At 70.6% G+C, this 23,118-nt stretch carries 15 protein-coding genes and 6 pseudogenes; 10 read left to right on the top strand and 11 right to left on the bottom strand.

The window, feature by feature from the left end; genetic code table 11:
* Positions 1-21: 21 nt before the first annotated feature.
* Together O159_RS00910 and O159_RS13615 are read left to right on the top strand one after the other, a co-directional pair.
* Positions 22-714, top strand: a complete 693-nt coding sequence (locus O159_RS00910; RefSeq protein ID WP_021753905.1) for a winged helix-turn-helix domain-containing protein — start codon at positions 22-24, stop codon at positions 712-714.
* 112 nt (positions 715-826) lie between these two features.
* Positions 827-1,402: pseudogene (locus O159_RS13615) on the top strand (helix-turn-helix domain-containing protein); the annotation flags it as partial.
* On the opposite strand, the gene O159_RS00900 reads toward O159_RS13615, so the two are convergent.
* The 4 genes and pseudogenes from O159_RS00900 to hutH form a co-directional block, all read right to left on the bottom strand.
* Positions 1,374-2,933 (bottom strand): sugar ABC transporter ATP-binding protein, encoded by a 1,560-nt coding sequence (locus O159_RS00900; protein ID WP_043993869.1) that lies wholly within the window; start codon positions 2,931-2,933, stop codon positions 1,374-1,376. The pseudogene O159_RS13615 and the gene O159_RS00900 sit on opposite strands and share 29 nt — an antisense overlap.
* Before the next feature lie 169 nt (positions 2,934-3,102).
* Positions 3,103-4,814, bottom strand: a pseudogene (hutI, locus tag O159_RS15420) (imidazolonepropionase).
* Positions 4,814-6,482 (bottom strand): annotated as a pseudogene (gene hutU / locus O159_RS00890) (urocanate hydratase). The pseudogenes hutI and hutU overlap by 1 nt, the downstream one beginning before the upstream one ends.
* 135 nt (positions 6,483-6,617) lie before the next feature.
* Positions 6,618-8,182: pseudogene (gene hutH / locus O159_RS00885) on the bottom strand (histidine ammonia-lyase).
* Between the two features lie 92 nt (positions 8,183-8,274).
* On the opposite strand from hutH, the gene O159_RS00880 reads away from it, so the two are divergent.
* From O159_RS00880 to O159_RS00865, 4 genes are all read left to right on the top strand, one after another.
* Complete coding sequence (locus O159_RS00880; RefSeq protein WP_021753900.1) at positions 8,275-9,033, top strand: IclR family transcriptional regulator; 759 nt, start codon at positions 8,275-8,277, stop codon at positions 9,031-9,033.
* Positions 9,034-9,170: 137 nt separating this feature from the next.
* Positions 9,171-9,737 (top strand): hypothetical protein, encoded by a 567-nt coding sequence (locus O159_RS00875; protein WP_021753899.1) that lies wholly within the window; start codon positions 9,171-9,173, stop codon positions 9,735-9,737.
* On the top strand, positions 9,712-11,301 hold the full coding sequence (locus O159_RS00870; RefSeq protein WP_021753898.1) for an alpha/beta hydrolase: 1,590 nt from the start codon (positions 9,712-9,714) through the stop codon (positions 11,299-11,301). Before O159_RS00875 ends, O159_RS00870 begins: the two co-directional genes overlap by 26 nt.
* 286 nt (positions 11,302-11,587) lie before the next feature.
* Positions 11,588-11,929, top strand: coding sequence for a hypothetical protein (locus tag O159_RS00865; protein WP_021753897.1), 342 nt, complete (start codon positions 11,588-11,590; stop codon positions 11,927-11,929).
* 174 nt (positions 11,930-12,103) lie between these two features.
* On the opposite strand, the gene O159_RS00860 is transcribed toward O159_RS00865, so the two are convergent.
* Positions 12,104-13,573 carry a phytoene desaturase family protein gene (locus O159_RS00860; protein ID WP_021753896.1) on the bottom strand — a complete coding sequence of 490 codons (1,470 nt, stop codon included), beginning with the start codon at positions 13,571-13,573 and terminating at the stop codon, positions 12,104-12,106.
* A 248-nt stretch (positions 13,574-13,821) separates the two neighbouring features.
* On the opposite strand from O159_RS00860, the gene O159_RS00855 reads away from it, so the two are divergent.
* From O159_RS00855 to O159_RS00845, 3 genes and pseudogenes are all read left to right on the top strand, one after another.
* Positions 13,822-15,531, top strand: a complete 1,710-nt coding sequence (locus O159_RS00855) for a DEAD/DEAH box helicase (RefSeq protein WP_021753895.1) — start codon at positions 13,822-13,824, stop codon at positions 15,529-15,531.
* Positions 15,532-15,643: 112 nt separating this feature from the next.
* Positions 15,644-16,642 (top strand): annotated as a pseudogene (locus O159_RS00850) (IS481 family transposase).
* A 1,185-nt stretch (positions 16,643-17,827) separates the two neighbouring features.
* Positions 17,828-19,210, top strand: a complete 1,383-nt coding sequence (locus O159_RS00845) for a pyridoxal phosphate-dependent decarboxylase family protein (protein ID WP_021753894.1) — start codon at positions 17,828-17,830, stop codon at positions 19,208-19,210.
* A gap of 129 nt (positions 19,211-19,339) precedes the next feature.
* On the opposite strand, the gene O159_RS00840 is transcribed toward O159_RS00845, so the two are convergent.
* The 6 genes from O159_RS00840 to O159_RS00825 are packed head-to-tail and all read right to left on the bottom strand — an operon-like array spanning position 19,340 to position 22,815.
* Positions 19,340-20,542, bottom strand: coding sequence for an ABC transporter permease (locus O159_RS00840; RefSeq protein ID WP_021753893.1), 1,203 nt, complete (start codon positions 20,540-20,542; stop codon positions 19,340-19,342).
* Positions 20,539-21,240: an ABC transporter ATP-binding protein gene (locus tag O159_RS00835; protein WP_021753892.1), complete on the bottom strand. Its 702-nt coding sequence runs from the start codon at positions 21,238-21,240 to the stop codon at positions 20,539-20,541. The genes O159_RS00840 and O159_RS00835 overlap by 4 nt, the downstream gene beginning before the upstream one ends.
* On the bottom strand, positions 21,237-21,524 hold the full coding sequence (locus O159_RS13010) for an efflux RND transporter periplasmic adaptor subunit (protein WP_021753891.1): 288 nt from the start codon (positions 21,522-21,524) through the stop codon (positions 21,237-21,239). The genes O159_RS00835 and O159_RS13010 overlap by 4 nt, the downstream gene beginning before the upstream one ends.
* A gap of 60 nt (positions 21,525-21,584) precedes the next feature.
* Positions 21,585-21,968, bottom strand: a complete 384-nt coding sequence (locus O159_RS13005) for a peptidoglycan-binding domain-containing protein (protein WP_021753890.1) — start codon at positions 21,966-21,968, stop codon at positions 21,585-21,587.
* Positions 21,969-21,976: 8 nt separating this feature from the next.
* Positions 21,977-22,348 (bottom strand): hypothetical protein, encoded by a 372-nt coding sequence (locus tag O159_RS13000; protein ID WP_021753889.1) that lies wholly within the window; start codon positions 22,346-22,348, stop codon positions 21,977-21,979.
* A complete protein-coding gene (locus tag O159_RS00825) occupies positions 22,345-22,815 on the bottom strand; it encodes a hypothetical protein (protein ID WP_021753888.1) in 471 nt (156 codons plus the stop codon). Before O159_RS00825 ends, O159_RS13000 begins: the two co-directional genes overlap by 4 nt.
* A 135-nt stretch (positions 22,816-22,950) precedes the next feature.
* Between O159_RS00825 and O159_RS15175 the strand changes: the two are divergent.
* A pseudogene (locus O159_RS15175) lies at positions 22,951-23,049 on the top strand (response regulator transcription factor); the annotation flags it as partial.
* Positions 23,050-23,118 lie beyond the last annotated feature (69 nt).

The following is a 23,118-nucleotide window of genomic DNA, read 5'->3' as shown; positions in this document are numbered from 1 at the left end:
TCATCCGAAGGACTCCCTCCCATGTCTCTCGCCACCATCGACACCCTCCGACCCGCCGCACAGCCCGCCGCTGCCGTCCCCCCGCGCATCCGCGCCGTCCCCGAGGGCGCCGAGGCCCGCGGCTTCGTCCTCTATGTCGGCATCGACGAGCTGAAGGCCGCTTCCGCCGGCACCGACCTCGGCCGCATCGTGGAGGCGCTGAAACAGCTGACCGCCGAGCTGGCGCCCGAGTCCGAGACCTACGCCGCCGTGGCCCTGGCCCCGGCCGGCGCAAGCGGGCGGGATGTGGATGTCGTGCGCCTCGCCCTGCAAGACCCGGCCGCCATCGCCAAGCACCGCCACACCAGAGCGGTGGACGAGGACGAGGACCGCGCTTCCTCCGGCGTGGTCATCGACATCTCCCGCAAACGCCTCGTCCTCGACAACCAGCCGGTCGCGCTGACGTACAAGGAGTTCGAGCTGCTGCAGTACTTGGTGCTGCGCGAGGGCCGCACGATCGAGCGTGTGGAACTCATCTCCTCGCTCTGGGCCGCCGCCGACGAGGACGAGGTGCCCAACGAGCGCACCATCGACGTCCACGTCCGCCGGCTGCGCTCCAAGCTCGGCCGCTACGAGGACATCGTGCGCACCGTGCGCGGGGTGGGCTACCGCTTCGACCGGCACGCGGACGTCTCCATCCGCCACGCGAGCGCGCCGTCGCCCGACCTCTTCTAGGTGTGCTGCTCAGGGACGTTGGTTGAGGTGTGACGCGATAGATGGGTGAGGACCTCCCGGTCGAGAGTGGGGCTGTCTAGTTTCCCTGCACTCGATGACTTAGGAGGTCCTCGTGACCCACGCTAATGCTGCTTTGACTCCTCGCGAATGCCTCCGCCTGGCCCGCCAAGTCGTCGACGACGGCTGGTCCGTTGCTGCGGCGGCGACCTACTTCCGAGTGTCCTGACGCACCGCGGACCGATGGGCTCGTCGTTACGTGGAGATGGGCGAGGCGGGAATGCTGGACCGTTCGTCACGGCCGCATCACAGCCCGAACAAGACCCCGCGAAGACTGGTCCGCAAGGTCGTGCATCTGCGGTGGAAGAAGCGGCTGGGACCAGTCGGTATCGGCGCCCAGCTCGGCATGCCCGCCTCGACCGTTCACACGGTCCTCTCCCGGTGCCGGATCAATCGGCCCAGCCACGTCGACGTCCGCACCGGCGAACCCGCCCGCCGCTACGAGCACGAGCATCCCGGATCGATGATCCACGTCGACATCAAGAAACTCGGCAACATCCCCGACGGTGGCGGCTGGCGCTACGTCGGACGTCTCCAGGGAGAGCGGAACAAGGCCATCACCGCGAAGCGGACCGGGAAACACGGGATCACCGGCGACATGATCACCGGCACAGCGTTCGTTCATACCGTTCCTTCCCGGCGTCGCCGGCGAGAGCGGCGAGCAGCTGTTCTTCGTTGACGTGGACGCCGGTGAGCTCGGTCGCGACGCTGCCCTCGTGCAGCACGATCACCCGGTCGGACCCGTCGATGACCTCCTCGATCTCGGAGGAGACCAGCACGATCGCGAGCCCTTCGCCGGCCAGCTCGTCGATGAGCCCCTGGACTTCGGCCTTCGCGCCGACGTCGATTCCGCGCGTCGGCTCGTCCAGCAGCAGCACACGGGGGCTCATCGCCAGCCAGCGGGCGATCATCACCTTCTGCTGGTTGCCGCCGGAGAGCTCCGAGACCGCCTGATCGGCGCTGGAGGCTTTGATGCTCAGGCGTCTCATGAAGACATCGACCACGGCATCCTGCCTGCGCTGGGAGACGAAGCCGAAGCGGGAGAGCCGCGGGAGCGCGGCCAGCACGATGTTGTCTCGGATCGAGAGGTTCGGCACGATCCCTTCGGCCTTGCGGTCCTCGGGCAGCATCACGATCCCGGCCCGGATGGCCGCGGCGATCGAGCCGCTGCGCACGGTTTTGCCGTCCACCGCCACGCGCCCGCGATCCAAGCGCATGACCCCGGCCATCGCCTTCAGCGTCTCCGAGCGGCCGGAGCCGAGCAGGCCCCCGAGGCCCACGATCTCGCCGGGCTGGATCGACAGCCCCACTCCGTCGATCTGGTGCTGCCGGCTCAGATCGGTCGCGACCAGCACCGGAGCGGAGCCGCTCTCTGCCCACGCAGCAGTGTCCGCCGCAGCGCTCGTCCGCTTCTCGACGGAGCGACCGAGCATGAGCGAGACGAGTTCGACGCGGGAGAGCGCGTCGAGCCGGCCGTTGTGGACGGCGCTGCCGTCGCGCAGCACGGCGACCGTGTCGCACACCCGGTAGATCTCGTCCATCCGGTGATGGACGTAGACGATCGCGATGCCCTGCGCGCGCAGCATCCCGATCACCCGGAAGAGCGTCTCGACCTCGCGGGCCTCCAGCGACGAGGTGGGCTCGTCCATGATGACCACCCGCGCGTCGATGCTCACCGCGCGCGCCAGGGCCACCATCTGCTGGATGCCGAGGGGGAGCGAGCGCAGCGGCCGCTGGGCGTCGACGTGGATGCCGTACCCCGCCAGCAGCGCGGTGGCCTGCGCGTTCATCCGGCGGAAGTCGATGAGGCCCAGACGGTTCCGGGGCTTGCGCCCGAGGAAGATGTTCTGCGCCACCGACATCAGCGGCACCAGAGTGATCTCCTGGTAGATGGTGCTGACGCCGGAGCGCTGGGCGTCGAGCGGCCGGGCGAACGCCGTGGGCTCGCCGTTCAGCAGGAGTTCGCCGTCATCGGGCTGATAGACCCCGGTGAGCACCTTGATCAGCGTCGACTTGCCGGCGCCGTTCTCGCCCATGAGAGCCAGGCTCTCGCCGGGGGCGAGACGGAAGTTCACCGCGTTCAGCGCCGTCACGCCGGCGAACCGTTTGGTCACTCCGCGGGCTTCGAGGACGGGTGTCATCGTGCGGAGAGCGGACTCCATCGTCACGCGTTGGCCTTTCTTGTGGGAGTGGGCGTCGCAGGGTGCGCCGGAGGCGGGGCACGGTCGCATCGCCGTCCGCGCCCCGCCGTGGGCTCAGCGGGTGGCCCCGCTCAGTAGGCGGCGCCGACCTTGTTCGCGGCGTTGGACGGGTCATACGCGCCGTCCTCGATCACGATGCTTGCCCGACCGGGTCGCCCGCGAGGAAAGAGCTCAGTGTGGCGAAGGCGAGCGGCCCGAAGCGCGGGTTGGACTCGATGACGCCGTTGTAGGCTCCGGCGGCGATCTGCTCGACGGCGTTCCTCGTGCCGTCGATCGAGTAGAGCTGGATGTCCTTGCCCGGAGTCTTCCCGGCCGCGATGATCGCCGCCTGCGCGCCGAGGCCCATCTCGTCGTTCTCCGCGTAGATCGCGGTGATGTCGGGATGCGCCTGCAAGAGCTGCTCGGTCACCGACTGGCCTTTGTCGCGGGCGAAGTCGCCGGTCTGCTGCGCGACGACCGTCAGGCCGGGTCCCTTGGCCTTGAGCTGGTCGACGAAGCCTTTGGTGCGGTCGATGGTGACGCCGTTGCCGGAAGCGCCGAGCAGGATGGCGATATCGCCCTTGCCGCCGGTGCCCGCGATCAGCTGGTCGGCCGCGCGTCTGCCCTGCTCCACGAAATCGGAGCCGAGGAACGAGACGTAGTCCGAGCAGGCTTTGGCGTTGAGCTTGCGGTCGACCGTGATGACCGGGATGTTCTTCTTGCGGGCGGCCTGGAGCGCGGGCTTCAGCCCGTCGGAGTTGAGCGGCGCGACGATGAGCACATCCGCGCCCTGGGCGATGAGGTCCTGGATGTCGGAGATCTGCTTGGCGAGCGTGGATTGCGCGTTGGTCTTGATGAACTTCTTGACCCCGGCCTTGGCCGCCGCCTCCGCGATCGAGGTCGTCTCCGCGATGCAGAACGGCACGGAGGAGGTGAACGACGAGCCCGGATTGCAGTCGCTCGCCAGGGCCACCCGCGCACCCGCGTCGATCAGACGGCGCGCGTCCGGGTAGGGCTGGCGGGTCGAGAACTCCACGCCGGGCAGCAGGGTCGCCACCGTGTCCGAAGCGGCCAGCGACTCCACATCCGCATCGGTCAGGTAGGTGAGGTGGTCGACGCTCGCGGCGTCCAGCTCCACGGCGAGGGCGACGCCCTGCCCGGGCCCGAGCTGACTGGCGTGGACCCGGACGCCGAGCCCGCGCGCCGCACCGGCGGCGAGCACGCGCCGCGACTGCTCCACGGTGAAGGCGCCGGTCTCGCAGAAGACGTCGATCCAGCGACTGTGCGGGGCGCAGGCGTCCAGCATCGGTCCGGTGACGAGGTCCACGTAGCCATCGGGGTCGGCAGCGTACTCCGCCGGAACCACATGCGCGCCGAGGAATGTTTTCTCGCCGGTGACCTCGCTGGCGAGGCGCAAGAGGCGTTCCTCGTCCGCGACGGTCAGGCCGTAGCCGCTCTTGATCTCGAACGTGGTGGTTCCCTGGGCGCGGAGCTCTGCGACCAGACGGGCCAGCCGGGACCGCAATTCGTCCTCCGTTGCGCTGCGAGTGGCCGCGACCGTGCTGCGTATGCCCCCATTGGAATACGCCCGGCCGGCCATCCTGGCCTCGAACTCGGCCGAGCGGTCGCCGCCGAACGCGAGGTGGGTGTGACTGTCGACGAAGCCGGAGAGGACGGCGGGCCCTTCCGCGTCCACGATCTCGTCGGCGTCCGCGCGCGGCGCCGCCGACGCGGGCCCGGTCCACTCCACCCGGCCCCCACCGTGAACAGCGCGGCGTCGGTCAGGACGCCGAGCGGCCCTGGGTGGGAAGGGTCCAGGGTGACGAGCTCGCCGATCCCGGTCAGCAGCGTCGCGCGCGGCATCAGACCGTCGCCCTCTGCCGCATCGGGAGGCGCAAGCCGCGCTCACGGGCAACCTCGGTCGCGCGCTCGTAGCCGGCGTCGGCATGTCGCATGACTCCAGTGCCCGGATCGTTGACGAGCACGCGCTCGATCTTCTCCGCGGCCAGCCGGGTGCCGTCGGCCACGACGACCTGGCCCGCGTGGATGCTGCGCCCGATGCCCACTCCGCCGTCGTGGTGCAGCGAGACCCAGGTGGCGCCGGAGGCGGTGTTCAGGAGGGCGTTCAGCAGCGGCCAATCGGCGATCGCGTCCGATCCGTCCGCCATCGCCTCCGTCTCGCGGTAGGGCGAGACGACCGAGCCGGAGTCGAGGTGGTCGCGTCCGATCGCGATCGGGGCGGAGAGTTCGCCGGAGGTGACCATCTCGTTGAACTTGAGGCCCGCGAGGTGGCGCTCTTTGTAGCCGAGCCAGCAGATGCGGGCGGGAAGGCCCTCGAACGGGACTTTCTCTCCGGCCTGCGCGATCCAGCGGCGAAGGTGTTCATCCTCCGGGAAGAGCTCGAGCACGGCGCGGTCGGTCGCGGCGATGTCCGCTGGGTCGCCGGAGAGGGCGACTCAGCGGAACGGGCCCTTGCCCTCGGCGAACAGCGGCCGGATGTAGGCGGGCACGAAGCCGGGGAAGTCGAACGCCCGCTCGTAGCCGCCGAGCTGGGCCTCGGTGCGGATCGAGTTGCCGTAGTCGAACACCTCGGCCCCGGCATCCTGGAACTCCACCATCGTCTGCACCTGCTTGGCCATCGAGGCGCGCGCGGCGAGCGTGAACGCCTCGGGGCCGGCGGCGGCTCTCTCGTGCCACTCCGCGACGGTGACGCCCTCGGGCAGGTAGTTCAGGAGGTCGTGGGCGCTGGTCTGGTCGGTCACGATGTCGATCGGCACGCCGCGGCGCAGCAATTCCGGGAAGACGGTGGCCGCGTTGCCGACGAGCCCGACCGAGAGAGCGCGGCGTTCCTCCTTCGCGGCGGTGACCCGGCCGATCGCCTCGTCGAGGTCGTCGGTCAGCTCGTCGAGGTAGCCGCGGTCGGCGCGCCGCTGCAACCGGGCGTGGTCGACATCCACGATCAGCGCAGCGCCGCCGTTCAGCGTGACGGCGAGCGGCTGCGCGCCGCCCATCCCGCCGCAGCCGCCGGTGAGGGTGAGGGTCCCGGCGAGCGTGCCGCCGAACCGTTGTTTGCGGGCGACCGCGCCGAAGGTCTCGTAGGTGCCCTGCAGGATGCCCTGGGAGCCGATGTAGATCCAGGAGCCGGCCGTCATCTGGCCGTACATCGTGAGGCCGAGAGCCTCGAGCCGGCGGAACTCGGGCCAGGTCGCCCAGTCGCCGACGAGATTCGAGTTCGCGATCAGCACGCGCGGGGCCCACTCGTGCGTGCGGAACACACCGACGGGTTTGCCGGACTGGACGAGCAGCGTCTCGTCCGGGCTCCAGGTCGCGGAGGGTCTCGACGATCGCGTCGTAGGCCTCCCAGCTGCGGGCCGCCCGGCCGGTGCCGCCGTAGACGACGAGGTCGTCGGGGCGCTCGGCGACCTCCGGGTCGAGGTTGTTCATCAGCATTCGCAGCGGGGCCTCCGTCTGCCAGCTCTTGGCGCTCAGTTCGCTGCCGCGCGCCGCGTACACTTCTCTCGCTCCCTGCATTTTCGTTCTCTCTTTCTTTCTTTCGTCACTCCCCCATCGCTTCCTCGCTTCTTCCGGCTTTTCCGGCCTCAATCCCGGAACAAGTGAGGAAGCGATGGTTGGGCGGGGCGGGGGTGGGGATCGGGGTTAAGGGGGTTAGGGGAGGGGGCCGAGGAGGCGCTCGGCGCCGTCGGCGAGCGCGACGGCGGCGACGAGCGCGACGGCGGCCTCGATCTCGGGGGACAGTGAGCGATCGGGACCGGGACCGGCCACCGACTGGCGCAGGACGGCGGTCACCGCGGCGGTCGCGGGGCCCTGCTGCAACGGCGCACGGAGGTCCGCACCGCGGGCGGCGGTCAGCGCCTCGATCGCGAGCACCCGGGTCAGGCCGTCGACGGCACGGCGGAGCTTCCGGCCCGCGGCCCAGCCCATCGACACATGATCCTCCTACATGGCGGACGAGGGGATGCTGTCAGTCGATGCGGGAGCGGCGAGCCGTTTGAGCTCCGAGACGATGCCCGCCGCAGTGTACTGGGCGATCATCAGTCCAGAGTCGATCCCCACCTCGTGGGCGAGGAACGGTGGCAGCCCCTGGTTGCGGGCCGGGTCGAGGAAGCGGTCGGTGCGGCGCTCGGACATGCTCGCCACATCCGCCGCCACGATCGCCAGGAAGTCGAGCGCATACGCCACCGGCGCTCCGTGGAAGTTCCCGTTCGACTCGACGCGTCCATCGGGCGTCAGGACCGGGTTGTCGATCGCGGAGACGAGTTCGCGGCCGGCCACGAGGCCGGCGTGCGCGAGGGTGTCGCGCGCGCCACCGTGTACTTGCGGGGCGCAGCGCAGCGAGTACGCGTCCTGCACGCGCGTACACTCCGGCCCCTTGTGGCTGGCGAGGAGGGGGGAGCCCGCGAGCAAGGCGCGCAGGTTCCCGGCGGAGATGGCCTGGCCGGTCTGCGGGCGAAGCCGCTGCAGGTCGTCGGCGAACACGGCGTCGGTGCCGAGCAGCGCCTCGACGCTCATCGCGGCGGCGATGTCGGCGGTGGTGAGGAGCCTGCCGAGGTCGTGGAGGGCCAGGCACAGCATCCCCAGCATCCCATCGGTGCCGTTGATGAGGGGGAGCCCCTCTTTCTCAGCCAGGACGACGGGCTGGATGCCGGCGGCCTCCAGGGCCGCAGCGGCCGGGCGCAGCTCCCCGGCGAAACGGACCTCGCCCTCGCCCATCGCGGCGAGGGCGCAGTGGGCGAGCGGCGCGAGATCGCCCGAACAGCCGAGCGATCCGTACTCCCGGACCACCGGCGTGATGTCGTTGTTGAGGAGGGCTGCGTAGGTCTCCACGGTCCGGCGCTGTGCGCCGGTGCGTCCGGTCATCAGCGTGGCGAGGCGCAGCAGCATGAGGGCGCGGACGACCTCGCGCTCGACCTCGGGGCCCGAGCCCGCGGCGTGCGAGCGGACGAGGCTCGCCTGCAACTGCGCGCGGCGCTCGCGACGGGGATGAACGTGGTCGCGAGCGCGCCGAAGCCGGTGGAGATGCCGTAGTGCGGCTCGACGTCGTCGGCGAGGGCTTCGACGATGGCGCGGGACGCGGCGACCGCGTCCAGGGCGCCGGGATCGAGCGTGACGGGCGCGTCGTGGCGGGCGACGGCCACGACCTCCGCGATCGTGAGCGGACGCGCGCCGAGAGCGACGGCTGCGGCTGCGGGTGCGGGTGCGGTGGTGAGCATGCTCCGATCATGCGCCGGCCGGCTGGGGGGCACCGTGGCTGTAGGGTGTCCGGTGTCTGGTATCCCAGACTCAGAGGGTGGAGGCGAGTCCTGTGAGCAAAGTCCCCGCTGCGGAGAACACCCTCCGCATCCTGAACCATCTCGCCGGTCAGCGCGGACCTGTGCCGGCCGCGAGCATCGCCACCGCGCTGACGCTCCCGCGTTCCACGCACTACCACCTGCTGACCGTGCTGGGCGAGCACGGCTTCGTCCTGCACTTCCCGGAGGCGCACCGCTATGGCCTGGGGGTCGCTGCCTACGAGCTTTCGAGCGCGTTCTCCCGGCAGCAGCCGCTCAGCCGTCTCGGCCGGACGATCGTCGCCGGGCTCGTGGACGCGCTGGGCGAGTCCGGCCACGTCGCCGTGCTCCACGGCCGCGATGTCGTCTACATCGTGGAGGAGCGCGCTCCGCGGCGGCCCCGCCTGGTCACCGAGGTCGGCGTGCGTCTGCCCGCGCACCTCACGGCGAGCGGCCGCGCCCTCCTCGCCTCGCTCCCGGCTGGTCAGCTGCGAGCGCTCTATCCCGACCGCGACGCCTTCGAGGACCGCACCGGCGCCGGGCCGCGCAGCTACGGCGAGCTGAAGCGGCTCGTCGCGGAGGCCCGCGAGCGCGGCTACGCCACCGAGGACGGCGATGTCACGCCCGGCTTCGCCTCCGTCGCCGTCTCGGTGCGCGACCACGCCGGCTGGCCCGCGGCCGGCATCGCGGTCACCTTCCCGCGCGAGAGCGTCCCGCCCGGGGAGTGGGACGCGCTGGCTGAGCGGGTCCGGGCCGCCGCCGCCGAGCTCTCCCGGCGCATCCGCAGGAGCTGAGCGATCGGCCGCACGCGGCTTCCGGGGAACGGCGCACGGCCGCGCCTCGCTGCGACAGCGCCCCGGACCCGTGGCCGGGCGGCTCGTTCGGCGGATTCGCGTCGCCCGGCGATGCTGCGTCCTGTATTTTATGCTCTATGCACCGTGTTTCTGTCGATGACGATGTCCGGGCGCTTGTCTTCGATGTGCGGGTGACCGATGACCTGTATCAGGTCGTGCGTTCGGCGGCGGCGGCGATCGAGACGCGGGAGAGCGCGCGGCAGCAGGCCGGCAGGCAGGCCGGGGCCGAGTTCCGTGGTCTGTTCGCCGAGCTGTTCGAGCGGGCTCTGGCCGAGGCCGGTCGTGAGGCGTCGCGGCTCTGCGCGGCGCTGCGTGCCCTCGGCCACGCGGCGGACGACCTCGCGGCGGCGGCCTTCGCGGAGGACCGGCGGCGTTCCGAGGTGCGGGAGTGGCAGGCACGGCAGCGGCTGCGTGAGAAGGTGTACGCCGGGATGGGGCAGCCGGCGACCGCGGTCGTGGGGTTCCTCACCGATCCGCGTCCCGGGCCCGGCGCTCCCGCGCCATCGCACACGGCGGCGGTGACCATTGGCCGCGCCGATCTGCCGCGGCCCGGGACGGCACACGGCCGGACCGGGAAGGGGCTGGTTTCGGCCAGCCCGGGGGGAGCTGCGCGCCTTCGTGGCGGTGGCGCGGTCGCTCGATGACGAGGTGAGGGGCTCCCTGGCCCGGGTCCGCGCCGCTCTGGACGACGTCGAGGCCCGCTGCCGGTGGGGCCGCCTCGATGGCTCCGCGCTCGTCTCTTCCCTCCAGCGCTGGCTCGGCCAGAACGCCTCCGACACCGCCTGGCTGGAGGCGGTCGCGGTCGGTTTCGAGGAGGCGGGGAGCGGCGCAGCGCCAGGCGCGACCGTGTGGGCGGTCTTCGGCGCGGGCACGGGGAAGCTGGCTCCGCCGACCGCCGCCGATCTGCTGGCGCTGCTCACAGAGATCACTCCGGCCGAGTTGCGGGCACTGCTCACGGGCAGTCCGGAGCTTGTGCAGGCGTTCTGGATCACTCCGCCCGACCCGGTCGCGGTCGCCGCCTGGTGGACGGACCTCACCCCGGCCGTGCGGACCGCGTTCACGACCCTCACCCGGGCCGTCATCGGGAACCTCCCCGGCATCCCTTACGCGGTGCGGGACACCGCCAACCGGGCCCTCTACGCGGAATGGGCGGCGCGGAAAGACCTCACCCCGGTGCAGGCGGCGACGCTGGAGAAGCTGGGAAAGGCGCTGCATGGTCGATCGGAACTCAAAGGCGCACCGGTTCTGCTGATCGCGTTCAATCCGGGGGCGGCGGTGCCGATGGTCGTGGTCGGCTACGGCGACCCCGACACCGCGGACACCACCACCTGGTGCGTTCCCGGGATGGGGTTCGACGCGTCGGAGGCGGCCGAGAACTGGTCGCAATCGGCCCGCAACCTCTTCGCCGCTCAGCGGAGGCTGGACCCGGTCCGCTCGCACGCGGTGGTCTCCTGGCTCGGCTACGACACCCCTACCGCGGACCTCTCGAACCTCGGTCAGGTCCTCGGCCCCGCCCATGCCCGGGCCGGGTCGCTGCGGCTGGCCGCGGAGCTGGACGGGAACCACGCCGTGCGCACCGCCTCGGGCCCCGCCGCGCCGACGATCGGCGTGGTCGCCCACTCCTACGGCACCACCACCGCGGTGAACGCGCTCACCGAGGTGCGCATCCCGGTCTCCTCGATCACCTTGATCGGCTCCGCGGGCATCGACGTCGGCACCGCCCCCGACCTGACCAGGCTGAAAGTCGCCGCTGTGGACGGGAGACCCGCCGTCTACACCACGAACGCCCGGTACGACATCCTCGCCCCGACCGGGGCCGCGCTCGCCATCCGCCCCAATCCGAACCCCGGCACCGCCTCGGCCGCCGGCAGCGTCATCACCGGTGCGCAGTCGTTCTCCTCCGACGGTTCCGGCGACCTCAAACCCGTCCGCGGTCACAACCCCCTCGGCAAGGACCTCGCCCCGCTCTCCCCGAACCCGCTCAACGCCGTCCCACCCGCCGGGCACGGCTACTTCGACAAAGGCACCGAGGCGCTCAGGAACATGGCGGCGACCAGCACCGGCCGGACAGACAAAGTCGTCGGGGGCCTCACCCCCACCGAGAATCAGTTCACCCTCGGCTCCCGCTATATCCCCCCGCTCGACCTGCAGCCTCCCGCACCGCTCGCCCCCGGCAAGCCCGGCGCTCCCACCCGCCCGATCGTATGAACCGCACCACCGCCCGCACCCGCCGTCCCGCCGCTCTGGTGGCTGCATTCCTGTCCGTGTTGCTTTTAGGAGGGTGTGTGTCCGTTCCCGTCCTTTCCGAGCCTCCGCCTCAGCGGGGGCCGCAGAGGACCCTCACCGAGCTTCGGGAGCAGGCGCTCGATCTGGTCGATATCACCCGAGAGGGCACTGTCTTCCGGACGGTTGGTATCTTGGCTCGAAAGCCGATGGCGGTGGCACGCTGTGGACGCCGGAGGTCATCATGCAAGATCCGCCCGAGCTTTGCGGTATGGGACGACGAGACCCCGCTCCGCTCCGTCTGTATGCGTCGATCAGCCATGACCTCGGTGTGGACCCGAAGGTCCTGGTTGATCGGGTCACGCCGGTCTGGCAGAAACACGGGTTCACGGTCAGCACCGTCGTTCCCTACCGCATCCTTTCTGACGGCTACCGTGACGCCAACATTCGCGGCGACCGTGCCGACGGCGCAAAGGTCGGCCTCTTCGCCAGCAACGAGATCGTCAGCATCAACATCCAGACCGTGTGCTCCACCCACGAGACTGTCCTCGACGAGTACCGCCGCACCATCGAAGCCACCATCCCGACGCTCCCGCCGAGCCCCATTCCCTGACCTGCTCACCCGGCCCGTGCTCGTCGTCCCGCCGCGTCGCCGCCCGCCTGAGAAACCTCGACCCGGTCCGGCCGCCCTCTGCCGGGAGCCTTCGCCGCCGGGGAGGCGTGAACGTGTGCGATGCCTCGGCCCGGCGAGGGCGAGGTGCGGCTCACGCCCCTGCGCCTCCTCCGGTCACGGGCCGGCCGGTCCGGCGGCGGAGGCCAGCGAGGGCATCCGCCGTATCCCGAACTCGTGGCGGAGGGCGCTGCGGGCCGCGTAGTAGCCGGGCAGGCCGTGGACCGCGGGACCCGGAGCGGCGGAGGCGGAGGCCAGATAGAGGCCGCGGCCGGGCATGCGCCAGGGGTCGGCGGCGGCGACCGGCCGGGCGATCAGCTGGCGGAAGTCCGTGGCTCCGGCCGAGATGTCGCCCCCGATGTCGTTGGGGTTGTACTGCTGCAGCTCGTGGGCGGTCTTGGCGGCGGTCGCCAGGATGAGGTCGCGGAAGCCCGGGGCGAACCGTTCGATCTGCGCGATGATCGCCGCGCTGCGGTCGGAGGTCGAGCCACGTGGGACGTGCGTGTACGCCCACAGGACGTGTCTGCCCGCCGGGGCGCGGGTGCTGTCGAACAGGGACGGCTGCGAGACGAGCACGTACGGATCATCGCTCTCGCGTCCGCGGGCGATGGTGCGCTCGGAGCGGGCGATCGCGCCGCGGGTGCCGCCGAGGTGGACGGTCGCGGTCTCGGCGAGTTCGGGGTTCGCCCACGGTACCGGGCCGGAGAGCGCGAAGTCGAGTTTGAAGACGCCGTTGCCGCCGCGGAAGCGCGAGACGCGGCGCAGGTAGCCCCGTGCGAGCCGGTCCTCGCCGAGCTTCGCGGCGACGGCGACGTGCGTGCCGAACAGGATCGCGCGGGCGTCTGGGAGGTCGGCCAGGGAGGTGATCTCGGCGTCGGTGACCACGTCGCCGCCGTGGGCGACGAGGTCGGCGGTCAGCGCGTCCGCGATCGACTGCGAACCGCCGACGGGGAGGGGCCAGCCGCGCGCGTGGGCCTGGGTCGCGAGTGCGAGGCCCGCCGCTGCGGCGGCGACGGCCGGCAGGGGGAGCGTCGCGTGGGCGAACGCCCCCGCCAGCAGTGCCGGGGCGGCTTCCCCGCGGAACGGCAGGTTCCACCACGGGCCGCCCTGCGCGATCGCGCTCAGCCCGAAGCGGGCGGCGACGAGCGGGTGCCGGGGCGGCTGGAGCACAGCCGAGCCGGTGAACTGCGCCACAGCGTCCGCGTTCCGCACCAGCGGGCCGAGCAGCGCGCGCCAGGCGGCTCCGTCGCGGCCGAGCGCCTCCACCGTCCGGTCGAGGTCCCGGTGGGCCAGCGCCGCCGCGCCGCCGTCGAGAGGATGCCCGTAGGACGCGGAGGGGGTCACGAACCGCACCCGCTCGGTCAGGCCGAAGCAGCGGAAGAAGCCGGACGAGACCGCCATCGCATGCACGGCCGCGCACACATCGTGCCGGAAGCCGGGAAGGGTGAGCTCTTCGGTGCGCAGGCCGCCGCCCACGGTGCTGTTGCGCTCGTAGACCCGCACGGCGAGCCCCGCCCGCGCCAGGGTGACGGCGGCGGCGAGTCCGTTCGGTCCCGAGCCGACGACGATCGCGTCCAGGGAAGCCATGACTCCTGTATACCCTGCTGCGCTCTGCTCGTTCCCAGCCACCATCCGGTATCATGGGAAAGTCGGCTCTTGACACCGCGCCGTTCGACGCGCGGATGGGTTTGTCAGTCAAGTGGGCCGGTTCCGCCCCGATCGGTGTGCGGATCATCACTCAGTGAACGGTCCCGGGCGAAGACAGCCGGGGAACTTCCGGCGCGCTTCTGTGCGCGCCGCCGCGCACCCCGAACAGCCCAGGAAGAGACACGAGAATGCCCCCACACAAGAAGAACGGCAGCCGCAGCGGCCAGCCCGCCGCCGGCAGCCGCAGCCCCAAGCACCGCGGCTATCGCGCCGAGGAGGCCGGAACCCCCAAGAAGTCCCGCTGGAGCGCCGAGGACCGCGCCGCCCGCGGCCGCTCCCCGCACGGCCGTCGCGATGGCGGCGCGGACGGCGGCAAGCAGCGCCCGAACTGGGAGCCGCGCGGAAAGGACGCGCGCCGCACCGAGCGCGAGTGGGAGAGCCGCGCGAACACCGGCCGGCCGGAGCGGGCCGGGCGTCCGCGCCGGGATCTCGATGAGCGCGCTGACCGTCCCCGCCGGGATTTCGACCGCGCTGAGCGTCCGCGCCACGATGACGACCGTCCCGCTCGCCCGTTCGGCGACCGCCGCGACCGTCCCCGCCGCAACTCCTTCTCCCTGTCGCGTCAGGAGAAGCGCTTCGCCCCGCAGGACGATGTCGTGCTCGATCGGCTGCAGGCCGAGGCGACCCGCGCCGAGGATGTGGACGGCGTGACCTTCGCCAGCCTCGGCCTCGGCGGCAACATCGTCCGGGCACTGGCCGAGCTCGGCGCCGAGACGCCGTTCCCGATCCAGGCCGCGACCGCACCGGAGATCGTCGCCGGCCGGGATGTGCTCGGCCGCGGGCGCACCGGTTCTGGCAAGACGATCGCCTTCGGTGCGCCGATGGTGGAGCGGCTCATGCGGTTGTGGGCCGAGAGTGGCAAGTCCGGCGGCAAACGTCAGAGCGGCCGGGCTCCGCGGGCGCTCATCCTGGCGCCGACCCGCGAGCTGGCCCTCCAGATCGACCGCACCGTTCAGCCGATCGCCCGCTCGGTCGGTCTCTTCACCACGCAGATCTACGGCGGTGTGCCCCAGGGGCGGCAGGTCGGCGCTCTTCAGCGCGGAGTCGACATCGTGATCGGCACGCCCGGCCGTATCGAGGATCTCGTCGAACAGGGTCGGCTCGATCTCAGCCAGGTCGTTATCAGCGTTCTGGACGAGGCCGACCACATGTGCGACCTCGGCTTCCTCGAACCGGTGCAGCGCATCCTGCGCGAGACCGCCGACGGCGGCCAGAAGCTGCTCTTCTCGGCCACGCTCGACTCCGGCGTCGCACAGCTGGTGGACGAGTTCCTGGTCGATCCGTCGGTGCATGAGGTGGCGGGCGAGGACCAGGACTCCTCGGCTATCGACCACCGCGTGCTCGTGGTCGAGCACCGCGAGAAGGGCGCGATCATCGAACAGCTGGCCGACCGCGGCGGCAAGACGCTGATCTTCGCCCGCACCCGCGCATTCGCCGAGATGCTCGCCGACAACCTGGAGGACGCCGGCATCCCGGCCGTCTCCCTGCACGGCGACCTCAACCAGTCCCGCCGCACGCGCAACCTCGCGCAGCTCACCAGCGGTCGCGTGAGCGTGCTGGTGGCGACGGATGTGGCGGCCCGCGGCATCCACGTCGATGACATCGACCTGGTCATCCAGGCCGATGCGCCCGACGAGTACAAGACCTACCTGCACCGCTCCGGCCGCACCGGTCGCGCGGGCAAGCGCGGCACCGTCGTCACTCTCATCCCGCGCCAGCGCCAGCGCCGAATGGGCGAGCTGTTGCAGCGCGCCGAGATCGAGGCGGACTTCGTCCCGGCCGCTCCCGGCGACGGCATCCTGTTCGCCATCGCGCAGGGCGAGTCTGGCGCGCGCTAGGTGTGCTGCTCAGGGACGTTGGTTGAGGTGTGACGCGATAGATGGGTGAGGACCTCCCGGTCGAGAGTGGGGCTGTCTAGTTTCCCTGCACTCGATGACTTAGGAGGTCCTCGTGACCCACGCTAATGCTGCTTTGACTCCTCGCGAATGCCTCCGCCTGGCCCGCCAAGTCGTCGACGACGGCTGGTCCGTTGCTGCGGCGGCGACCTACTTCCGAGTGTCCTGACGCACCGCGGACCGATGGGCTCGTCGTTACGTGGAGATGGGCGAGGCGGGAATGCTGGACCGTTCGTCACGGCCGCATCACAGCCCGAACAAGACCCCGCGAAGACTGGTCCGCAAGGTCGTGCATCTGCGGTGGAAGAAGCGGCTGGGACCAGTCGGTATCGGCGCCCAGCTCGGCATGCCCGCCTCGACCGTTCACACGGTCCTCTCCCGGTGCCGGATCAATCGGCCCAGCCACGTCGACGTCCGCACCGGCGAACCCGCCCGCCGCTACGAGCACGAGCATCCCGGATCGATGATCCACGTCGACATCAAGAAACTCGGCAACATCCCCGACGGTGGCGGCTGGCGCTACGTCGGACGTCTCCAGGGAGAGCGGAACAAGGCCATCACCGCGAAGCGGACCGGGAAACACGGGATCACCGGCGACATGATCACCGGCACAGCGTTCGTTCATACCGTCATCGACGATCACTCCCGTGTCGCTTACGCCGAGATCCACGACGACGAAACCGCCGCCACTGCAATCGCTGTTCTGCGTCGAGCGGTCGGCTGGTTCGCCAGCCGTGGCGTCACCGTCGAACAGGTGCTCTCCGACAACGGCTCCGCATACCGCTCATACGCCTGGCGCGACGCTTGCGCCGAGCTCAGCATCCAACCGAAACGCACCCGGCCCTACCATCCGCAGACGAACGGCAAGATCGAACGCTTCCACCGCACCCTCGCCGACGGCTGGGCATACGCCCGGCACTACAACTCCGAATCAGCCCGCCGCAACGCACTCCCGGCCTGGCTGCACTCCTACAATCACCACAGGCCCCACACCGCCATCGGCAGCCAGCCACCCATCAGCAGATTGACCAACGTCCCTGAGAAACACACCTAGCTCGAATGAATGCTTCTTGATGAACTTCTCGGCGTCGAAGTCCGCGCTCTTCGTCAGGGCCGCCCAGGTCGCCGCGATCTGAGCCTGTGTCAACGTTCCGCTCAGGAGCAGCTTACTGAGCTCCTCGGGATGCCTGGCGTTCACCACCAGCATCACATCGAAGTCGCCCAGCGCGCCCTTCCCGGCGGCTTCGAACGCAGAAGCCACATCTTCGATCCAGATTTCGTCAGCCCGGTTCTCCTCGATCAGCCGGGAGAATCCGGTGAGCAGCGCCGAAACGGACAGCGGCGCCCACGAACACGCTCCTGTATACGCGGCCACCGCACCGCGCACATCGGACCGGCCAGCGCTCATCCGTGACGTCAGCGCTCGTGACCGCGACACAAAGCTCCGCAGGCTCGCCGGCGCCGCCGAAGTCGTCCCGCCTGCATCACCGCCACCTGCATACCGGTTTCTGATTCCAGGCCCGAACGAGGCGGAGATCTCCGGCGGCCGACGAGGTCTCGTGCTGGGCTCGAGGCCCGGAAAAACGGCCAGTGACGGGAAGCCCCCGGAGAAAGCGAACTTCTCCACCCGCTCACATTCGGCTACGCGTTCCTGCCACGCCTCGTGAGCGGCGATCCGCTCCCGCTCGAGCCGTGCCTGGGCTTTCGCACCCTCAACGTCGTCAGCGAGCGCGTCGAGAGCTCTCGCAAGAGCGCCACGATCTGTGGATTCGGTCGCACAGGCCGCCTCGAAGCGTTTCGCGTACCCGCCAGAGAAATCGCTCATCGCCTGAGACACCGCGTTCCACCGGTCCCACCCCATGCTCCGCAACTGCTGAGCCACGTCCCGCAAGGTATTGGATGAGCCGGTCCGCAGTCGCTTCATCGAAAAGGATAGTCTTCACTCGGCGGGTCTTCCTCATTCTTCAACAAGCACCAAGCGCAGAACCCGGCAACAACACCTAGCGAACGATACCATGTCGTTCTTCCGGTATATTTCCATCAGAAATCAATCGGAGCAAATTTCTTCCTCGCCCTCATCAGGCTCGGCTTCTCTCCTCAGCTGCCGTATGACCAGGTGCGAGGTTCAGCGCGCAGTCTGCGCCATCCACCCCCGGGCCGTCCGTGTGATCGGCCCGTCCGCGGGGCGATTCCCCATTCTCGCCGAATGCCTGTGCGAAGATTCCGTGCGGAGGTCTTCATGTCCCACATCGCCGGTTCCCGCACCGACGCCGCCCGGATGCACGCCGTCACCCCGGAGACGCGCGCGCTGGTGGATCTGGTGCTCGACTACTCGCGCCGCCGCATCCTGAGCACCGACACCCCCCTGGACAAACCGCTCCCGGAGTCGGAGCTGCTGCGCCGGGCCGGGCGTACCCTCTCCGAGGAGGGGATGGGGGCCGAGCGGGCGCTCGCGCTGTTCGAGGATGTGCTGGCGCCGGCGTGCATCACGACCGACCACCCCCGGTACCTCTCCTTCATCCCGACAGCGCCGACCAAAGCGGCCACGGCTTTCGATCTGGTGGTGTCCGCCACCGCGGTCTACGGCGGGTCGTGGCTGGAGGGGTCGGGCGCGGTCTACGCGGAGAACCAGGTGCTCACCTGGCTCGCGGCCGAGTTCGGGCTGCCGGAGGGCGCGGGCGGGGCGTTCGTGCAGGGCGGCACCCTCGGCAACCTCTCCGCGCTGGTCGCCGCCCGCGATCACGCCCGGAGCGAGCGGGGCGACCCGCCTGGCCGGTGGGCGATCGTGTGCAGCGCGGAGGCGCACTCCTCGGTCGCCTCGGCGGCGCGGGTGATGGATGTCGAGGTGGTCGCGGTCCCGCCCGGCGAGTCCGGCGTGCTCAGCGGCGAGGCGGTGGGCCGGGCGCTTCAGGAGCACGGGGACGCCGTGTTCGCGGTCGTTGCGACGGGCGGCTCCACCAACTTCGGCATCGTCGACGACATCGCCTCGATCGCCGCCCTGAAAGACGAGTTCCGCTTCTGGCTGCATGTCGACGGCGCGTACGGGCTGGCCGGGATGCTCTCCCCGCTCGGTCGGCCGCGCTTCGCCGGCGTCGAGCGCGCGGACTCGGTGATCGTGGACCCGCACAAGTGGCTGTTCGCGCCGTTCGACGCGTGCGCGCTGATCTACCGCGACCCGGAGGCGGGCCGCCGCGCGCACACGCAGCACGCCGAGTACCTGGACACGCTGACCGAGGATTCCTCCTGGAGCCCGTCCGACTACGCGGCGCACCTTACCCGGCGGGCGCGTGGCCTACCGCTCTGGTTCTCGCTCGCCAGCCACGGGGCCGCCGCGTACCGGGAGGCTGTGACCGCGTCCCTCCGGCTCGCGCAGCGGATCGCGGCGGAGATCGAGCGGCGCGACGGCTTCCGCCTCGTGCGCCGCCCGCAGCTGTCGATCGTCGTGTTCGAGCGCGAGGGCTGGACCAAGCAGGACTACGCCCTGTGGTCGGCGCGGCTGCTGGACGGACAGCGCGCGTTCGTCACGCCGAGCTCCCACGCCGGCCTGCCGAACACGCGGTTCGCGGTGCTCAACCCGCTGACGACGTACGAAGACCTGGTGGACATCCTCGACAGCATGTGACCGGCGCCCCGGGGAGCGCAGAGAGGGTCCCCGCGGAAGGAGCGAACCACTCCCGGAGCGGGACGGAAAAGTCTGTCCCGCTCCGGGGAGCGGTTCCTCTGGAGAAAGCGGCCTCCTCCCGTGCCGGCGTCAGGAGCTGAGCGCCGCGGTCGGGGGCGTGCGCGCCGCCCGGATCGCCGGGTACAGACCGGCGAGAGCGCCGATCACCAGCGTCGCGCCGATCGCCACCCCAACAGCCTCTGCCGGCAGGACGAACGGTGTGCCGTTCACCCCCGACATCGCGGCGATGACCGCGGCGCCGAGCGCGGTGCCCGCCACGCCGCCCAGCAGCGACAGCAGTAGAGCCTCGGCCAGGAACTGCGAGCGGATGTGGCTGTGCGTCGCCCCGAGCGCCCGCCGCGGCCCGATCTCGCGCCGCCGTTCCAGCACCGAGATGATCATCGTGTTGGCCACCCCGATGCCGCCGACGAGCAGCGCGACCGCGCCGAGGCTCACGAGCAGCCCGGTAAACGCCGCGTCGACGGCGCTCTTGGCATGGAGGGCGTCGGAGGGGCGGGAGACTTTGATCTCGTTGGGCGCCTGCGGACTCACTGTGCGGCCGAGAACGGAGCGAACCGCGGAGATGGACGCGTCGCTGGAGCGCTCGTAGACCGTCGTTGGATTGCCGCGGTATCCGAAGACGTCCGCGGCCACTCGCTTGCCGATCAGCGCCGCGGTGTCCAGCTCGGGGGCGAGCGGGAGCGGGTTCAGGATGCCGACGACCGTGAACGTGCGCCCGCCCATCCAGATCTGGGCGCCGGGCGTCACGACACCGAGCCGCTCGGCCGCGGTGGAGCCGAGGACCACGGCCGGGAACGCTCCGGTGGCTTCGTTCAGCCAGGCGCCGGAGCGCACGGTGCCGCGGAGGACCTTCAGCAGGCCGATGTCCGCGGCCGTGGGCGCGACCCCGACCCCTTCGCCCGGCGAGATGAGCCGGCTCCGGTAGGTGTCCCCGCTCAGCGTGGACACGCCACCCACGGCCTCCACGCCGGGGATCATCCCCACTTTCCCGGCCGACTCCCGTGGCAGCTTGCTCTTCTCGCCGAAGAACGATTCGCCGGGCTGGACGCTCAGCAGGTTGGTGCCGAGCGCGGTGAGCTGCTGGCCGACCTTCGCCTGGGCTGAGGCCGAGAGGCCGACGACAGCGACCATCGCGGCGATTCCGATGGCGATTCCGAGGGCGGAGAGCACCGCGCGCACCGGCCGCGCTCGGAGACCGGCTGTGCCCAGCCGCAGCACATCGCCCGGCAGGAGCCGGGAGGCGGGCAGAGAAGTCGTCTCTGCGGCGCTCATGCGGCCACCCCCGCCCGGCGGTCCGAGGCGGAGTCGGCGACCACGCGGCCGTCGCGGATGGCGATCTGCCGGGGCAGCTGCTGCGCGATGTCCGCGTCATGGGTGATGACCAGGATGGTCGTCCCCTGCGCGTTCAGCTCCCGCAGCAGCTCCATGATCCGCTCGCCCGCGGCGCTGTCGAGGTTGCCCGTCGGCTCGTCCGCCAGCAGTAGCGGCGGATCGGCGACGACGGCCCGTGCGATGGCGACGCGCTGGCGCTCGCCGCCGGAGAGCTGGTTGGGCAGGTGGTCGAGGCGGTGGCCGAGCCCGACCCGGCGCAGCGCCCTCTCGGCGAGGGCACGGCGCTTCCGCGCCGGGATTCCGAGGTAGAGCAGCCCTGTCGCCACGTTCTCCAACGCGGTGACGCCCTCGGTGAGGTGGAACTGCTGGAACACGAACCCGATGCGGTGGGCGCGGAGGGCCGAGAGCTCGCGGTCGGAGAGATCTGCGACCTCCCGGCCGTCGATGCGGGCGCTGCCGGCGGTCGGCCGGTCGAGGGTGCCGATCAGGTTGAGCAGCGTCGACTTGCCCGAGCCGCTCGGCCCGACGATCGCCACCAGCTCACCGCGCTGGATGGAGAGGCTGACCCCGGCGCAGGCCCGTACGGGCGGCTGGCCGTAGCTGCGCTCGACGCCGTTCAGGGAGACGATCTCGTTCATAGCGACGGCACCACGACTCTCTCGCCGTCCGCGATGTCGTCGCCGGAGATCTCGACCCGGCCGTCGATGAAGGCGCCGGTCTTGACCGGGACGCGCTTCGTCGTCCCGTTCTTGACGACGACCTCCACGCCGAAGGTGTCGCCCCGCAGCGCCAGCAGTGCCGACACCGGAACGGAGAGGACATTCTCGCGCTTCTCGGAGGGGAACGAGACCGTCACGGACGCCCGCTGCAGCGTTCCCGTCGCTCCGGGGTCGTCCAGCGCGACCACGACAGGCACGACCATCTTCTTCTCTTCCCCGCGCTCGACAGGAACGCCGACGGACGTGATGGTGCCGGTCGTGGTCTAGCCGCCCGGCAGGTCGACCCCGACCTTTCCGCCGACCGCCGCGACGCTCTGGTCGCTGAGCTTCACATCGACATCCACGCGTTTGGCGGTGTCCGTCACGTCGAGCAGCGCGCCGCCTCCGCCGACCTGGTCGCCGAGGTGCGCTTTCGCCTCCCCGACGCGCACCGGACCGGATGCGAACACGACCGTGCCGAACGGGATGGCTCCGGTCGTCTCCTGGCCGGTCGCCTTCTGCCAGCGTTTGATCGCCTCGGCTGTCGACCCGGTGAACCGGTTGCCCGGCTCCCGCGTGAGGAATCCCAGCTTCTTGAGGCTGGCCTCGAGGGCTGCGATATCGGGGCCGTTCGTCATCCCGGACTCGAAGCTCTGGAAGGCCGGCATCTCGCCGGTCAGCAGGAACGTCGGCTTGTTGTCGATGGCGAAGAGCTTGCCGCCGGTGTCGACGGTCTCGTACCGGGCGCGGGCAGTTCGGTCACGGTCCCACCGGCCGCGGCGCCGATCGTCCGGCCCCCGCCGAAGGACAGCGTCCCGGTCGCCTTCACCGACCCCTGCAGCGTCCCGCGTTCGATCGGCGCCGTGTGGGCGGGCGCCGCTTTCGCCGCGGGGGCGTCGCCTCCGCTGGTGCCGGCGAACGCGTCCACCCCGCCCGCGCAGAGGACGGCCGTCACGATGCCCGCTCCGCCGATCAGCAGGCCGCGCCGGCGCAGGCGGGGTCTCGTGGCCGGGTCGCTGGCTCTGGTCGTGGTCTCCGCCGGGGTCACTTGACTGCTCCCGCCGGAGCGCCCGGGACGTCGCCGAGGCACTTCTTGGCGGCCTCCTCGGGCAGGTCGCTCTTGATGGTGAATGAGTCGCCTTTCATCTCGACATCCACCCCGTTCTCGCGCAGGCACTTCGCCGTCTTGAGTGTCTCCTCCTTGGTCTTTTCGGGGCTCTGCGTGTTCTCCGCCTGCGGCGGCGTGCCCAGCTTCTTCGTGCAGGTCTCCATGGCGGCTTCCGCACCGGAGTCCATGCGGATCGCCTTGCCGCCACTGATCGATTTCGTCTCGACGCCTTCTTTGCTCATGCACTTCTTCAGAGCGATCGAGTACTCCTCGGCGGAGAGCTTCGCGTCTGCCTTCGGCGTCGCTTTCGGTGCGGCCGCCGAGCATCCGGAGAGCAGCCCCACGGCCGAGACGATGGCCGCGGCGGTGAGGAAGATCGAGTTCTTGGTTCCCCGTCGTGTGATCACAGTTTTCTCCTTGCGTTCGGTTGTGATGGCCCCAGTCCACAGGGAGGGATGTTGCCGTCGCGTTCACAGAAACCTTCACCTTTTCTTTATGCCCGCTGTGCTGGAATGGTCGCCTGCGGATGAGGAGGGTGACGGATGCGCGTCCTGGTGGTCGAAGACGAGCCGTATCTCGCCGACGCGATCAAGACCGGGCTGCGCCTGGAGACCATCGCGGCGGATGTGGTCCACGGCGGCGGCTTTCGCGGTCTTGGCGAACGTCCCGTTCTCTGCGGTGATGAGATCCCCCAGTCCTGCATCGATCTT

Source organism: Leifsonia xyli subsp. cynodontis DSM 46306, assembly GCF_000470775.1.
Taxonomy (GTDB): Bacteria; Actinomycetota; Actinomycetes; order Actinomycetales; family Microbacteriaceae; genus Leifsonia; species Leifsonia cynodontis.
This window is presented reverse-complemented; position numbering and strand designations above follow the sequence as displayed.

Excerpts from the sequence above, each read along its gene's own strand:
- O159_RS00855 (WP_021753895.1), top strand. The coding sequence starts at position 13,822 with ATGCCCCCACACAAGAAGAACGGCAGCCGCAGCGGCCAGCCCGCCGCC.
- O159_RS00860 (WP_021753896.1), bottom strand. The coding sequence starts at position 13,573 with ATGGCTTCCCTGGACGCGATCGTCGTCGGCTCGGGACCGAACGGACTC.
- O159_RS00865 (WP_021753897.1), top strand. The coding sequence starts at position 11,588 with ATGGGACGACGAGACCCCGCTCCGCTCCGTCTGTATGCGTCGATCAGC.
- O159_RS00900 (WP_043993869.1), bottom strand. The coding sequence starts at position 2,933 with ATGGAGTCCGCTCTCCGCACGATGACACCCGTCCTCGAAGCCCGCGGA.
- O159_RS00875 (WP_021753899.1), top strand. The coding sequence starts at position 9,171 with ATGCACCGTGTTTCTGTCGATGACGATGTCCGGGCGCTTGTCTTCGAT.
- O159_RS00910 (WP_021753905.1), top strand. The coding sequence starts at position 22 with ATGTCTCTCGCCACCATCGACACCCTCCGACCCGCCGCACAGCCCGCC.
- O159_RS00840 (WP_021753893.1), bottom strand. The coding sequence starts at position 20,542 with ATGAGCGCCGCAGAGACGACTTCTCTGCCCGCCTCCCGGCTCCTGCCG.
- O159_RS13005 (WP_021753890.1), bottom strand. The coding sequence starts at position 21,968 with ATGCCGGCCTTCCAGAGCTTCGAGTCCGGGATGACGAACGGCCCCGAT.
- O159_RS00845 (WP_021753894.1), top strand. The coding sequence starts at position 17,828 with ATGTCCCACATCGCCGGTTCCCGCACCGACGCCGCCCGGATGCACGCC.
- O159_RS13010 (WP_021753891.1), bottom strand. The coding sequence starts at position 21,524 with ATGGTCGTGCCTGTCGTGGTCGCGCTGGACGACCCCGGAGCGACGGGA.
- O159_RS00835 (WP_021753892.1), bottom strand. The coding sequence starts at position 21,240 with ATGAACGAGATCGTCTCCCTGAACGGCGTCGAGCGCAGCTACGGCCAG.